The sequence below is a fragment of the Streptomyces sp. NA02950 genome (assembly GCF_013364155.1).
Lineage (GTDB): Bacteria > Actinomycetota > Actinomycetes > Streptomycetales > Streptomycetaceae > Streptomyces.
In genome coordinates this window covers 3629165-3642983 of record NZ_CP054916.1, presented here as the reverse complement: position 1 = coordinate 3642983, position 13819 = coordinate 3629165, and the positions used below count along the sequence as shown (strand labels likewise).

The 13819-nt window shown below is 70.8% G+C and carries 14 protein-coding genes; 5 read left to right on the top strand and 9 right to left on the bottom strand.

The window, feature by feature from the left end; all coding sequences use genetic code 11:
- Window positions 1–90 precede the first annotated feature (90 nt).
- From HUT19_RS15505 to HUT19_RS15495, 3 genes are all read left to right on the top strand, one after another.
- Window positions 91–768, top strand: a complete 678-nt coding sequence (locus HUT19_RS15505) for an SMI1/KNR4 family protein (RefSeq protein ID WP_176181063.1) — start codon at window positions 91–93, stop codon at window positions 766–768.
- A 91-nt stretch (window positions 769–859) separates the two neighbouring features.
- Window positions 860–1417, top strand: a complete 558-nt coding sequence (locus HUT19_RS15500; protein ID WP_254885587.1) for a SigE family RNA polymerase sigma factor — start codon at window positions 860–862, stop codon at window positions 1415–1417.
- A complete protein-coding gene (locus HUT19_RS15495; protein ID WP_176181061.1) occupies window positions 1414–2181 on the top strand; it encodes a hypothetical protein in 768 nt (255 codons plus the stop codon). Before HUT19_RS15500 ends, HUT19_RS15495 begins: the two co-directional genes overlap by 4 nt.
- A gap of 267 nt (window positions 2182–2448) precedes the next feature.
- On the opposite strand, the gene HUT19_RS15490 is transcribed toward HUT19_RS15495, so the two are convergent.
- The 8 genes from HUT19_RS15490 to HUT19_RS15455 all read right to left on the bottom strand — a co-directional run bounded on the left by HUT19_RS15490 (window position 2449) and on the right by HUT19_RS15455 (window position 10675).
- Window positions 2449–4236 carry an IucA/IucC family siderophore biosynthesis protein gene (locus tag HUT19_RS15490; protein ID WP_176181060.1) on the bottom strand — a complete coding sequence of 596 codons (1788 nt, stop codon included), beginning with the start codon at window positions 4234–4236 and terminating at the stop codon, window positions 2449–2451.
- On the bottom strand, window positions 4233–4877 hold the full coding sequence (locus HUT19_RS15485) for a GNAT family N-acetyltransferase (protein WP_176181059.1): 645 nt from the start codon (window positions 4875–4877) through the stop codon (window positions 4233–4235). The genes HUT19_RS15490 and HUT19_RS15485 overlap by 4 nt, the downstream gene beginning before the upstream one ends.
- On the bottom strand, window positions 4874–6181 hold the full coding sequence (locus HUT19_RS15480) for a lysine N(6)-hydroxylase/L-ornithine N(5)-oxygenase family protein (RefSeq protein WP_176181058.1): 1308 nt from the start codon (window positions 6179–6181) through the stop codon (window positions 4874–4876). The genes HUT19_RS15485 and HUT19_RS15480 overlap by 4 nt, the downstream gene beginning before the upstream one ends.
- 34 nt (window positions 6182–6215) lie before the next feature.
- A complete protein-coding gene (locus HUT19_RS15475; protein WP_303331907.1) occupies window positions 6216–7799 on the bottom strand; it encodes an aspartate aminotransferase family protein in 1584 nt (527 codons plus the stop codon).
- Between the two features lie 239 nt (window positions 7800–8038).
- Window positions 8039–8920, bottom strand: a complete 882-nt coding sequence (locus HUT19_RS15470) for a siderophore-interacting protein (RefSeq protein WP_176181057.1) — start codon at window positions 8918–8920, stop codon at window positions 8039–8041.
- Between the two features lie 48 nt (window positions 8921–8968).
- Window positions 8969–9994: an ABC transporter substrate-binding protein gene (locus HUT19_RS15465; protein ID WP_176181056.1), complete on the bottom strand. Its 1026-nt coding sequence runs from the start codon at window positions 9992–9994 to the stop codon at window positions 8969–8971.
- A 243-nt stretch (window positions 9995–10237) separates the two neighbouring features.
- Window positions 10238–10516, bottom strand: a complete 279-nt coding sequence (locus HUT19_RS15460; RefSeq protein ID WP_176181055.1) for a DUF4190 domain-containing protein — start codon at window positions 10514–10516, stop codon at window positions 10238–10240.
- A gap of 3 nt (window positions 10517–10519) precedes the next feature.
- On the bottom strand, window positions 10520–10675 hold the full coding sequence (locus tag HUT19_RS15455) for a hypothetical protein (RefSeq protein WP_176181054.1): 156 nt from the start codon (window positions 10673–10675) through the stop codon (window positions 10520–10522).
- A 148-nt stretch (window positions 10676–10823) separates the two neighbouring features.
- On the opposite strand from HUT19_RS15455, the gene HUT19_RS15450 reads away from it, so the two are divergent.
- Window positions 10824–11453 carry a TetR family transcriptional regulator gene (locus HUT19_RS15450; protein WP_176181053.1) on the top strand — a complete coding sequence of 210 codons (630 nt, stop codon included), beginning with the start codon at window positions 10824–10826 and terminating at the stop codon, window positions 11451–11453.
- Here HUT19_RS15450 and HUT19_RS15445 read toward each other — a convergent pair.
- The gene (locus HUT19_RS15445; protein ID WP_176181052.1) at window positions 11419–12744 is read right to left on the bottom strand and encodes a M6 family metalloprotease domain-containing protein; all 1326 of its coding nucleotides are present in this window, start codon (window positions 12742–12744) and stop codon (window positions 11419–11421) included. The genes HUT19_RS15450 and HUT19_RS15445 overlap by 35 nt on opposite strands.
- A 263-nt stretch (window positions 12745–13007) precedes the next feature.
- On the opposite strand from HUT19_RS15445, the gene HUT19_RS15440 reads away from it, so the two are divergent.
- On the top strand, window positions 13008–13673 hold the full coding sequence (locus HUT19_RS15440) for a TetR/AcrR family transcriptional regulator (protein WP_176181051.1): 666 nt from the start codon (window positions 13008–13010) through the stop codon (window positions 13671–13673).
- Window positions 13674–13819: the final 146 nt, after the last annotated feature.

Here is a 13819-nt window from a genome sequence, read left to right as displayed (position 1 = left end):
GTGGCTCGCGGGTGCCGGTGTGGGTAGGACCCGCGCCGCCGCGGAAAATCATCGGACCGGGCGCGATGTGCGGCGATACGGTCCCCTTCCATGAGCGGAAGGGTGAGCGGAACATGGACGGGGGTGCGCGAGCGGGTGCTCGCGCTGCGGGCGGCGCCGGGGGCGTCGAAGGTCTTCGGGGCGTCGTGGGGGAAGTCCGGGCACGGCTTCGAACTGCGGCCGCCCCTCGCCGATGCCGATCTGCTGGCCGCCGAGCGGGTGTGGGGCACCACACTCCCCGAGGAGTACCGCGGCTTTCTGCTGGAGGTCGGCGGATCCGGGGCCGGGCCCGACTACGGGCTGTTTCCGTTGAGGTTGCCGGACGGGGAGGGGACCGCATCGGGGTCCGGTCATCTGCGGCGGGTCTTCCGGCCAGCCGCCGTGATGGAGCTCCTCGACGCCCACGAGGACGCCGAGCCGCGCCGGGACGCGTACGCCGACGACGAGGCGTATCTGCGGGCCTTCCGCGCCTGGGACCGGCGGGACGACGAACTCCGCGACGAACTCACCGACGGTGCCCTCTACATCAGTGAACGGGGCTGTGCGTACTACACCCTCCTCGCCGTGACCGGGCCCGAGCGCGGCACCGTCTGGGACGACGTCCAAGCCGTCGGTGAAGGGGTGCTCCCCGTGCGGCGGCCGGGCGTGGAACGGGTGACCTTCGCCGAGTGGTATCTCGGCTGGCTCGCGGCGGCCGAACGCCAGGCGTGGGACGAGGGAGCGAGCTGACCCCCTCGATCTCGTACGCCGGGTGTTCTTGACCGCCGGTCGGGGGACACCCGGCCCGGGGCCACCCGATTTGTGCCCCGCGCCGTTCACCATGGGGGAGACGGGCGGTGCGGACGGGCACGAGGGCGAGGAGACCACGGTGGGCGCTGCGACACCGGGCTTCGAGGAGTTCGTCGCGGCGCGCGGACCGCGGCTGCTGCGCGTCGCGTGGCTGCTGACCGGGGACGCCCATCTGGCCGAGGATCTGCTCCAGACCGTGCTGGCGAAGGTCTGGCCGAAGTGGCGGGGGATCGCGGCCGACAACCCGGAGGCGTACGTCCGCAAGGCCCTGGTCAACACGCATGCGTCCTGGTGGCGGCGGCGCTGGCGCGGGGAGGTGCCGCATGACGAGCTGCCGGACGTGACGGCCGTGCCGGACCCCTTCGAGGGCGTCGATCTGGAGCAGTCGCTGGCCGCGGCGGTACGGCGGCTGCCGGTGCGGCAGCGGGCGGTGGTGGTGCTGCGCTACTTCGAGGACCTGACCGTCGAGGACACCGCCGAGGTGCTGGGGTGCAGCGCCGGGACGGTCAAGAGCCAGGCGTCGAAGGCGTTACGCACCTTGCAGAGGTCGTTGCCGCGGACCGAACCGGTGGAAGGCGGAGGGTGGTGACGGGCGTGGGTGGTGAGGATCCGACGCGCTACGAGCGGGAACTGAGGGAGCTTCTCGAACGGGCCGTACCGCGGCCGGGCCCGCCCGCCGACCGGCTGGGGCAGGTGCGGCAGCGGGTGCTGCGGCAGCGACGGCGGCGGGCGGCCGGGCTGGCCGGAGGAGCGGTTGCCGCGTTGATGGTGATCAACGTGGTGGCCCCGGCCCGCGACGGGGGCGGGGGCGGGGGCGGGGCTGCGCACCGGCCGGACACCGCTCCGCGCTCGGCGGCCACCGGCTCGTTCCGCTTCCCGGCGCTGGCGGGGATGACGGTCCGGCTGCCGGACGGCTGGAGCGGGCGGGCGGTGCCCGCGCGGCCGGGGCGGGATCCGGTGGGCCTGGCCGGTAGCCGACCGACGACGGTGTCGTCGGCGTCGTCGTCGGCCTCGGTGTCGTGCCCGGACGTTCAGCGGTACTGCCTGGGCCGGTCGGCGCTCCGGGCCGGGGAGGGCCTGATCGTCTTCCGGTTGCAGCGTGGGCATGTGGGCGAGGGGGGTGGTGCCGGAGCCCTGCTCATGGCCACCGGACTGGGGAAGTCCTGCCGGGCGGCGGGCGGTACGCGTGAGCTGACGGGCTGGCGCGCGGTGGAGGAGGGCGCGGGGCGCGCGGGCGACGAGCTGGTGGTCGCCTCCGCCTGTCTCCACCGGCCCTCCGCCACCGCGCTCGGCCAGGTGCGGTCCGTCCTGCGGACGGCGGTTTTCCCGGGGGCTCGAGCCACGGGGGCTTGAGCCCTGGAGGGTTTGGGCCCTGGAGGGGTTGGGCTCGTCGGCTTGGGCTCCGGGGCTTGGGCCCGGAGGCTTGAGGGGACCGTACCCCTCAAGCCCCCGCCCCGTGCCCCCGGACCGGCCCCCATGCTGGTCCGGGGGTCGGCCAACCCCCCGCTGGGCGTCGTTCCCCGGCACGCCGCCGCCCCCGAAGGGGGTCCTCCCCGTGCCGGGGCGACGGTGTCATCGTCCCGCCACGGGTCCGGGACCGGTCCCGGGACAGGCCTCCGCTCAGCCCTCCGGGCGGAAGCGCGCGATCGGGTTGCGCAGGGTGCCGATCAGCTGGAGGGCTCCGGCCGGGTCCTGGAGGTCCACCATCTCCCGGTTGTTGCGCAGCTGGAGACGGTTGAGGCAGGACAGCGCGAAGTCCTCGGCGAACATGTCGTACTGGGCGAATTTGTCCGCCAGTTGCGGGGCGGACTCCTGGTAGGCGGTGACGCAGTCGGCGACCGTGCGCCAGAAGGCGTCCTCCGTCAGCAGACCGTCGTTGACCAGGATCCCGTTGAGGAAGCGCAGGAAGCAGTCGAAGACATCGGTGAAGATCGACAGCAGCTTCATGTCCTCGGGGACGTCCGCGCGGATGCGCTCGACGGCCGGTGGCAGCACCGCGGACGGGTCCATGACCGCGATCTCCTCGGCGATGTCCTTGAAGATGACGCGCCGTACCGTGCCGTCCTCGACGACGAGGATGGCGTTCTCGCCGTGCGGCATGAAGACGAGGTCGTAGGCGTAGAAGCTGTGCAGCACCGGGGTGAGGTACGCGTCCAGGTAGCGGCGCAGCCACTCGGCCGGGGTGCGGCCGGACTCCTCGATCAGGGCGCTGACGAAGGAGTTGCCGTCGGTGTCGGTGTGCAGCAGGGAGGCCATGGTGGCCAGTCGCTGGCCGGGTTCGAGCGACGGGACGGGGCTCTCGCGCCACAGGGCGGCGAGCATCTTGCGGTAGGGGGAGTAGCGGTTGGTGGCGGCCTCGTACTGCCGGTGGTGGTAGCCGATGGCCGCCCGCTCCCGGATGATCGAGAAGCGCGCCGCCCGGAAGACGTCGTCGGCCTCGATGACGCCCGCCAGCCAGTCGTTGATGGCCGGGGTGGCCTCCATGTAGGCGGCGGACAGGCCCCGCATGAAGCCCATGTTGAGGACCGACAGGGCGGTCTTCACATAGTGCTTGGACGGGTCGCTGGTGTTGAAGAAGGTGCGGATCGACTGCTGGGCGTAGTAGTCGTCCTCACCGGGGCCGAGGCAGACCAGGTGCTGCCGGGCGACCTCGGCGGCGAAGGAGACCGACAGTTTGTTCCACCACTGCCAGGGGTGCACCGGCAGCAGGTGGTAGTCGGCCAGGTCCAGGCCGAGGCCGGTCATGGTGTCTTCGAAGCGGGTGAGGGTCTCCTCGCCCAGCTCGGAGCGGATCAGCCCGTCGTAGTCGAGGTCGGCGCAGGCGGTGAAGGTGGAGCGGTCGCGGTGGGCGGCGAGCCAGATCAGCCGGACCGGGCTCGCGGTCTCCGGGGCGTACGAGAGGTATTCGTGGACGCCGAAGCCGAGTCGGCCGTTGTTGGCGACGAAGCAGGGGTGACCCTCGGTCATCCCTGTCTCGATCTCCTGGAAGCCGGACTTGGCGAGCTGGGCGGCGTCCACCGGCTCGGCGGCCAGTTTGTAGGCGGAGCCGGACAGGGTGGAGCTGATCTCCTCCAGGTAGACCGGCAGGATCTCCTCGCTCAGACCCAGCGTGGAGCGCAGCTCGATGAAGAAGTCGAGTGCGTCGAGGGGGAGTTCGGCGCCGTCGCGGCCGTGGCGGGTGATGCTGTCGGCGTCGACCAGCCAGTGGTCCAGGGACAGCACGCGGGCGGCGAAACGGTAGGTCGAGGCGCCGTTGTCGCTCGCTACGGCGTAGCGCCCGTCGTCCTCGAGCACGGGCGTCAGCAGCCGCTCATGGCTGAACTCGGCGAGCGCCTTGCGGATGAGCAGGCGTCCCGCCCGTTCCCACAGGTCGGGGGTGAGGTGGGAGACGGCGTCGCGGGGGCTCATCGGGTCACTCCTTGGGCGGTACGGGGTCCGGCGGCCCCGGCGGGATCCTCGGCGGGGCGAGAGGTGCACGTGCTTTCGGCGGCACCCGCCGCACGCGCGGCCTCGAACCGCTGGCGTGTGCACACGCTCAGCAAGGCGTCCTTCTCCGGTTTGGCGATCTTCTCGACGGCCTCGAAGCCGACGGCCGCGTTGAGCGCGTGCACCGCCGTGTTGCGGACATCGGGCTCGACCACGACGCGCCGCACGGCCGGGTCGGCGAAGCAGAACTCCATCACCGTCGTGATGACGGCGAGGGTGAACCCGTGCAGCGGGGTCCGGGTCGGCGCGCACAGGAAGTGCATGCCGACATCGCCCTCCTGGGGTTCGTACAGCCCCACCAGCTCCACCTGGGCCGGGTCGTAGCGCTCGGCGAGGAAGGCGGGACGGCCCTCGTGCAGCCCGATGAACGCGTCGTGGTGCGGGTGTTCGTGGATCCGCCGGTACTCCCGCTCGACCTCGGCGAGATCGGCGTCCTGCATCATCCAGAAGGACGCCTTGGGGTGGGTCACCCAGCCGTGCAGCGGCGCCGCGTCGGCCGCGGGGTCCAGCGGCCGCAGCGCGAAGGCGCCCAGCCGGTCGTCGGTACGGGTGAAGAGGGTCATGACACGGCTCCTTCCGGTGCGCCGAACTCCTGGAACGCGATGGACTTCTCGACCGGGTAGTGCTCGCGGCCCAGCAGCTCGCGGATGATCCACGAGTTGCGGTAGGGGCCCATGCCCAGGTCGGGGGAGGTGAGGCTGTGGGCGTGGGTGGCACCGTTCTGGAGGAAGATGCCGCGCCCGGTGGTGTCGATGCTGTAGTTGCGGGCGACGTCGAAGCGGCCGTGGCCGTCCCAGCGGATGCGGTCCCGCACCGGCTCCAGGAAGGCGGGCACCTGGTAGCGGTAGCCGGTGGCGAGCACCAGCCCCTGGGTGCTGAGGGAGAACTCCCGGCCCTGCTCGGTGTGGTGCAGCCCGAGGGTGTACGTCCCGGTGGACCCGTCGTACGAGGCGTTGTCGAGCGCGGTGTTGGTCAGCAGCCGGGTGGGCACCGGGCCGCTCACGCTCTTCTGGTACAGCAGGTCGTAGATGGCGTTGATGAGGTCCGCGTCGATGCCCTTGAACAGGCCCTTCTGCTCGGACTCCAGCCGGTAGCGGGTGTCCTCGGGCAGTGCGTGGAAGTAGTCCACGTACTCCGGCGAGGTCATCTCCAGCGTGATCTTGGTGTACTCCAGGGGGAAGAACCGCGGGGAGCGGGTGATCCAGTTGAGCCGGTAACCGTGGGTGTCGATGTCGGCCAGCAGGTCCTGGTAGATCTCGGCCGCGCTCTGGCCGCTGCCCACGACGGTGATGGACTCCTTGGCCTGGAGGGCTTCCTTGTGCTCCAGGTACTGCGCGTTGTGCAGCAGGTCGCCGCCCAGGTCCCGGCAGGCGTCGGGGATGTACGGCGGGGTGCCGGTGCCCAGGACGAGGTGGCGGGCGCGGTGCGCGGTGGTCTCGCCGGTGGCGGTGTGGACGGCGTGCACCGTGTAGCGGCCGTCGGTCTCGTCGTACTCGACGCGGGTCACCTCGTGGCCGAAGCGGACGCTGGTGAGTCTGGCGGCGGCCCAGCGGCAGTAGGCGACGTACTCGGCGCGCAGCGGATAGAAGATCTCGCGGATGTAGAAGGAGTACATCCGCCCGGACTCCTTCAGGTAGTTGAGGAAGGAGTACGGGGAGGTGGGGTCGGCGAGGGTGACCAGGTCGGCCAGGAAGGGGGTCTGGAGGGTGACGCCGTCGAGCAGCATGCCCGGGTGCCAGTCGAAGTCGGGCTTGCTCTCCAGGAACAGGCCGTCGAGTTCGTCGATCGGCTCGGTGAGGCAGGCGAGGCCCAGGTTGTAGGGGCCCAGTCCGACCGCGATGAAGTCATGGGTGTCAGGGGTGGACACGGGGGTCTCCGAGGGGGGATCGGCGGTCAGCGGCTCAGCTGGCGCGGGAGTGGCTGAGTTCGGGCTCGATGTGGAGGGCCAGGTACTGACCGGCGTGCTCGGCGAGGAGGTCGAGGACGAACGCGATGTCGCTCAGCGAGGTCTCCGGGTTGAGCAGCGTGAACTTCAGGTAGTGGCGGCCGTCGACGACGGTGCCCGCCACCACGGCCTCGCCGGAGGCGGCCAGGGCCTCGCGGGCGTGCAGATTGGCCCGGTCGACGAGGACGGGGTCGCGGTCCTCACCGGTGGGCGGGACGTAGCGGAACACCAGCGTGGACAGCTGGGGCCGGGTGACGACCTCGTAGCGCGGATCGGTGTCCAGCAGGCTCCAGCCCTCGGCGGCCCGGTCCACCACCTCGTCGAAGAGCGCCCCGACGGCGTCGGCGCCCATGATGCGCAGGGTCAGCCACAGCTTGAGCGCGTCGAAGCGGCGGGTGGTCTGGATGGACTTGTCGACCTGGTTGGGGATCAGCTTCTTGGCGCTGCGTTCGGGGTTGAGGTAGTCCGCGTGGTACGTGGCGTGGCTGAGCGTGCTGCGGTCGCGGACCAAGACCGCACTGGAACTCACCGGCTGGAAGAAGGACTTGTGGTAGTCCACGGTGACCGAGTCGGCGCGCTCGATGCCATGCAGCAGATGGCGGCGGGTGGTGGAGGCCAGCAGGCCGCAGCCGTAGGCGGCGTCCACGTGCAGCCAGGTGCCGTACCGGGCGCACAGTCCGGCGATCTCGGGCAGCGGGTCGATGGAGCCGAAGTCGGTGGTCCCGGCGGTGGCGACGACGGCCATGACGACCTGGTTCTCGCGGCGGCAGCGGGCCAGTTCGCGGGCGAGGGCGACGGTGCGCATCCGCCGGTCCTGGTCACACGGGACGGGGATGACGGCCTCGTAGCCGAGCCCGAGGACGGCGGCGGCCTTCTGGATGGAGAAGTGGCCGGCCTCGGAGGTGAGGATGCGCAGCCGCGGCAGGATCGCGGACTTGGGCGGGATCTCACCGGATCCGGTCGCCGCCGCCTCCTTCTCCACCAGCTTGCACGCCTCGTCGCGGGCGAGCAGCATCGCCTGGAGGTTGGACTGGGTGCCGCCGCTGGTGAAGATGCCGTCCGCGGCATCGCCCAGGCCGATGCGCTCGGCGGTCCAGTCGATCAGACGACGTTCGATCAGGGTGCCGCCCGCGCTCTGGTCCCAGGTGTCCAGCGAGGAGTTGACGGCGGACAGGACCGCCTCGCCGAGCAGCGCCGGGATCACCACCGGGCAGTTGAGGTGGGCGAGGTAGCGCGGGTGGTGGAAGTAGACGGCGTCCTTGAGGTAGACGCTTTTCAGCTCCTCGAGCGCCGCGCCCGCGTCGCCCAGCGGGCGTTCCAGGTCGATGCCGGAGATCTCGGGGGCCAGTTCGGCGGGGGTGACACCGGTGAACGGGCGGTCGGTGCGGGCGACGGTGGAGGCCACCAGGCCGACGCCGTCGGTCACGGAGCGCCGGTAGCGCTCGGCCGTACGGTCGTTGAAGAGGTGGGCCCTGCCATCCGCCGCCCCGGGTATCGACTCCGGCGACGGGTCCTCAGCGGTCTGCGCGAGGAAACTCACGGTCTGTCCCTTCTGGAGGTGAGCGGGTGGGGGGTGCGTCCGCGGGTGGGCGTGCGGGTGCCCCGGCCGCCGGAGCCGGGGCACGCCGGAGCGCACCGCCGGTCAGCCGTCCGTCGGCCAGTGGTGATCGGTATGGGGAACGCGTTCTGGGATGCGGGATGCGGGATGCGGGATGCGGGATGCGGGATGCGGATGCGGGATGCTGGATGTGGGGATAGGGGCGGAGGGGAGTGCGGAGGTCAGTCGTCTTGCGCGGGGCCGGTGCCAGACACGGCTTCCTCGACGAGCTGTTCCTCACAGGCACCCAGGCGCCAGTAGCCGGTGAAGGTCACGGCCTTGCGGTCGTAGCCGCGCTCGCGGACCAGATGGCGGCGCACCTCGCGCACCGTCGCTGCCTCGCCCGCGATCCAGGCGTACGGGGTGCCCCGGGGCAGCTCCGCGGCGCGCAGCGCGTCCAGGACGAGGGCGTGGCGCGGGGCGCCGGGGGCGGCGCCGTCCCGGACCAGCCAGGTGATCTCGGCGTCGGCCGCGGTGGGCAGGTGCTGGATGTCCTCGGAGTGCTGGACCTCGATCCACACCTTGGCGGTGGTGCCCGCGGGGAGCCACTGGAGGCTTCCGGCGACGGCGGGCAGCGCCGTCTCGTCGGCGGTGAGGAGGACCCAGTCGGTGCCGGGCGGCGGACGGAAGTCGACTCCCGCGTTGTCGGCCTCGGTGGGGCCGAGGAGGGTGACCCGGTCGCCGGTCTCGGCACGGGCGGCCCAGCGTGCGGCCGGACCGCCGTCCTCGTGGAGGGCGAAGTCCACGTCGATCTCGTCGGGTTCACGGCGCTGCTCGCGCACGGTGTACGAGCGCATGACCCCGCGGACGCCGGGGTCCATGGCCCGCCAGGCGGTGAACCAGTCCTCGCCGTGCTCGGTGGGCACGACGGGCGCGGGCTGGCCCGGATGCGGCAGGAACAGCTTGAAGCGCTGGTCCCGGCCTCCGGTGGCGAAGTCCTTGAGACATGTGCCGCCGAAGGTGATCCGGGCCATGGAGGGCCCGAGGACACGGGTGCGCACCACCCGCGCGTCGAAGAAGCGGAACGGGACGGCGGTGGGGGTGGTGGTGGCTGCGGTGGTCATGGGAGGGGCACTTCCCTTCGCTTGCCGTGAATCGGCCGGGCCGGCGGGTCAGCTGACCTTCTTCGCGTCCTGGATCGCCTTGGTGAGGGACTCGACGAGCGGGGCGGCACCCGCGTACGAGAAGCGCGGCTCGCTGCTCCAGGGGGTGATCTGACCGGCCTTGACGGCGGGCAGCTTGGACCAGGTCGGCTTGCCGGTCAGGGCCTCGGGCTGGAGGGTGGCGGTGCGGTTGTCGAGGAAGAGCACATCGGCGTCGTACTTGTCGGCGTTCTCCCAGCTGAGGCTCTCGAAGTAGCCGCCCTTGTCGGTCTTGCGGGGCTGGACGAAGTCGACACCGAGCTCGCTGAAGTAGATCAGGTCGGCGTTGATCTTGGGGTTGGAGACATAGAAGAGGTCGGCGCTGGCGGAGCAGGCCATGACCTTGACCCGGTGCGATGCAACCGTCTTGCGGAGCTCTTCGGACGCCTTCTCGAAGCGCTTCTTGGCCTCGGTGACCTTCTTGGCCTTGAGGTCGGCGCCGAGGGCCTCGGCCAGCGCGGCGTAGCGCTTGATGGGCTCGAGCATGGAGACGCGGCCGGTGGTGATGGCGGCGCTCGGGGCCAGCTCCAGGATCTTCTTCTTGCTGTCCTCCGGGATGTAGAAGAGCGCGCCCGGGTCGTACATGTTGGTGATCAGCAGATCGGGGGTGAGCGAGGCGTACTTCTCGACGTTGAACTGCCCCCAGACATTGCCCAGGGACGTCGCGTGGTCGACGGGGAAGTCGCCCGCCTGGACGTCCGGCTTGCCGTTCTTCAGCTTGCTGGGGCCGAAGATGCCGGTGATCTGCTGGTCGACGCCGAAGTCGTGGAGCGCGGCCGCGGCACCGATGTACGCCACGACGTGCTTGGGGCGCCCCTTGAGGCTGATCTTCTTCTTGCGGTCATCGGTGAACGACCAGGAGCCGCCGTCTTCGCTGTCGCCGGAGCCCGAACCGCCCTTGCCGCCACAGGCGGTGACCAGGGCGCCGAGTCCGACGGCGCCGCCCGCGGCGAGGAGGCCGCGGCGGGAGAGGGGGAGTGCTCTGGCGTGGCGCATGAGGGTGTGCTCTCTCTCGATTTGCGTGGTGCACAGGGGACGTGGCCACGGGACGGCAACCCGAGGACGTAGTTAGGTTAGCCTAACCAACTTCGTTGTCCAGTGGGCGGGGTCCCGCAACGTCCTGTGATCGAGCCGGAGCGCCCGCGCCGCCGCCGGAACGCGACGGACGTCACATGCGCAAACACCCCGCGACCGGCACATCGGGTGTGCTGTCGCGGGGTGCTGGGTGCCGCCGGTCCGTCAGCCGCCGAACTGCCAGAAAACGGACTGGTCCAGTGTCACCAGGACGATGAGCAGGACCACGTCCACGACACCGAGCCCGATCCCGAGCAGTGCCCGGCCCCGGCGGCCGGTCTCCCGGGCGAGCGCGAGCGTCCCGAGGACGATGGCGCACGGTCCGAAGACGGCGTTGAAGAGCAGGGTGCCGATGAGCCCCAGGACGAAGGAGGCGACGGCCATGCCGTCGGCGTCCTTGCGGGCCCGGGCCGGCGAGGTGCGGGTGGGTGCGGTCAGTGCCATGGGTCAGCTCCCCTTGTGTCCGGTGCGTTCGCGGATGAAGAAGACCGTCAGCCAGGCGGCGATGGCTGCGGAGGCGGCGAGGAACAGCGGGAGCGGGGTGTGTGCCGCCGCGCCCAGCAGAATCCCCATCAGGGCGAGAGCCGCAACGATGAAGAGCATGTGAGCCTCTCTCGAAGAGATGGATCCGGATGCGGTTGGCGTGGGGGTAGTGTTTCGGTGAACAATTGAAATCACACTTGTTCACTGACTCCTAGGATACCCTCCGCACCCCTGGCCAAAGTCAGCAAACAGCTGTTTACTGAATGATATGAGTCACACGTCCGGGGTCCGGCAGGCCCAGAAGGAGAAGACGCGGCGCGCGTTGCTGGATGCGGGGCTGCGGCTGTTGGAGGAGCAGAGCCTGAGCAGCCTGGGCCTGCGCGAAGTCACCCGGGTGGTGGGGGTGGCCCCCGCCGCCTTCTACCGGCACTTCCGGGATCTGAGCGATCTCGGCGTCGCCCTGGTCGAGGAGTCCCTGGGCAGCCTCCACTCCCTGATCCGCGCGATACTCGCCGACCGGATCGGGGACGAGGAGCGGATCGAGGCCACCGTCGACGCGGTGGCAGAGCAGGTGCGCCGCTACCCCGCCCACATCCGCTTCATCGCACGTGAGCGGCACGGCGGCGTCCGCTTGGTGCGGGAGGCGATCGCCGCCGAACTGGACCGGTTCGCCGACGAGGTGGCCGACGCCTTCGCCCCGCAGCTGACCCCGGAGGGCTGGTCCGCGGAGGATGTCCGGATCCTTGCCCAGATGTATGTGGACCACATGGTGATGACCGCGACCGCGTTCCTGGAGGTCGCGCCGGACCGGCCGGAGGAGGAGCGCCGGGTGGCCGACACCGCCAGGAAGCAGCTGCTGCTGATCAGCCTCGGGCGCCGCCACTGGCGCGACGGGTGACCTCTATGCCGTAGGCGCCGCTCGCGTCCTGCCCCATGACCCGGACCTGGACCCGGATGCCGCCCGCGCTCCCGGTGAAGGTCTCGCCGGGCCCGAACGCCGCGTCGCTGAGGCCGGGGTGGACATTGCGCTCCCGGGTGCAGCCGCGGCCGTCCGGGCGGCTGTCCATGACGGTGACCGGGCCGCCGCCGGAGTCGACGCGGGTGTCCACCCAGGAGATCAGCACCCCGGGTTTGCAGACCGCCTCGTCGTTGCCCCCGTTGGTGCGCACCTCTATGGCGTAGCCGGTGGCCGCCGAGACGGGTACGAAGACCATCTTGGTGCCGTCCGTCCGGTGCAGCGGCGCCACTGTGTGGGCCGAGACACCGGGCTGCGAGGCACAGGCCACCTGGCCCGGCCCGAGCCAGCCCAGCTTCCACTTGTGCCAGGCCAGCAGATCGTTCCCGGCGCCCCAGTCCTCGGACATCACATCCCAGTGGCCCACCTTGTCCCCGCCGCCGCGGGTGTAGAGATCGGGCAGTCCGAAGACATGGCCGTTCTCGTGCGGCAGCACCCGGTAGCCGGTGCGGTGCAGTGAGCCGGAGCCGTCGTCCTGGCGGCTGTAGACGAAGGAGACATTGGCCAGCGGCACCCCGTCGGCGATCGGGGCGCGCTGGTTGTCGGCGTAGGTCACCGAGAGCACGGCACGGGCGGCGGGCGGCCCGGCGTTCGGTGTCACCAGCACGTTGACCAGGTCGTAGCGGCTGAAGTCGATCGTGCGGTCGGCCGCCTTGGCCAGGTCGGCGACCAGCTTGCGGTAGCCGGGCTCGAACGGGCTGCCGCGCTTTATGCCGTAGGACTTGAAGGAGTGCGGCATCCGCAGCCAGTGGGCGATCGGCATCGCGGCACGGTAGTCGAGCCGTCCGTACGAACTCTGCGCGAACCAGCGCGAGGTCTGCGGGAAGAACTCCTCGAAGCGCTCCCGGGCCGTGCCCTTGCCGTGCACGTCCGGGAAGTCGATCATGAGGTTGAGGGCGTGGACCGTACCGGTGCTGCGACTGTAGCCGCGACCGGTGGGAATGCCCTCGGACATCTGGAGTCCATGGCCCGGGGCGAGGGTGCACGGCGCCAGCGTTCCGGAGACCGGACGGGCGGACGGGGCGGCTGCCCGCTCGGGGGACGCGGGCACCGAGGGATGAGGGGCCGCCGCCGGGGCCACCACCGCCACCGTGAGCACGGCTGCGGTGGCGAATGCGCTGCCTCGGCGGGGCCTGCGTATTCGAGGGCGGGAGGACTCACGGGTCTGGCTCATCGCCGACCACGGTGTGTCGGCGCGGGGCGCGGCGCCCGTGGGGTGCGGCCGTGCGGGGGAAATCGCTGGTCCGTCCGGGTGTCCGAACCGTCGGTCGAGTGTGAGGCAGGTCACGTGCGGACGGGGAAATTCCGGGGACTGATTCCCCGTTTAGACGGGGGAACGCACAAACGGGGAGTGACTCCCCGGAAAAGTTGAACCTCGAAACGTCGGAACCGGGCCCTCCGGATGTCGGACGCCGGTGCGCGGAAAGGAGTGCTGCCATGGCCCCCACGGCCACTACGAAGACGGGGAAGACGGCCCGGCCCGGGCAGTACCGGCTGCGCGCCGACGCCCTGCGGAACCGGGAGCGGATCGTCGCCACCGCCCGGGAGGCGCTCGCCGAGTACGGGGGCGAGATCCCGCTCGATGAAATCGCTCGACGAGCGGGTGTCGGCAATGCCACCATCTATCGGCACTTCGCGGACCGCCGCGAGCTGATCCACCACGTGACCCTGTCGGTGATGTCCCGCGTTGCCGAACAGGCCGAATCGGCCCTGGCCGAGGAGCCGGACGCGTTCCTCGCGCTGCGGCGCTTCGTGCACGCGGCGGCGGACGAGCGGATCGGCGCCCTGTGCCCCCTGCTCTCCGACAGCATCGACAAGGAGCACCCTGATCTCATCGCCGCCCGCGACCGTCTGGCCGCCAGTATCGACGCCCTGATGGGGGCGGCGCGCGCGTCCGGCCAACTGCGCACCGACATCGGTGTCGGTGATCTGATGGTCGCCCTCAACCAGCTCACCCGGCCGCTGCCCGGCAGCGGCTGCGTGGACTTCGACACCTTTGTGCACCGGCATCTTCAGCTGTTCCTGGACGGTCTGTCGGCCCCGGCGCGCTCCGAACTACCCGGCTCCGCCGCCACCTTGGAGGATCTGCAACAGCGGCCGTGATCTGAATCTCATCCGCGCCGAGCACCGCTTATTTCTCATGCGTTCACAGGTCTTCTGTGTATGCGTGCCAGCCTCTCGTCACTTCCGTTCCGACGCTTGGTGACCCCGCCCTTCCCTGACGCCTGTCCCAACGACTTCACACCGGT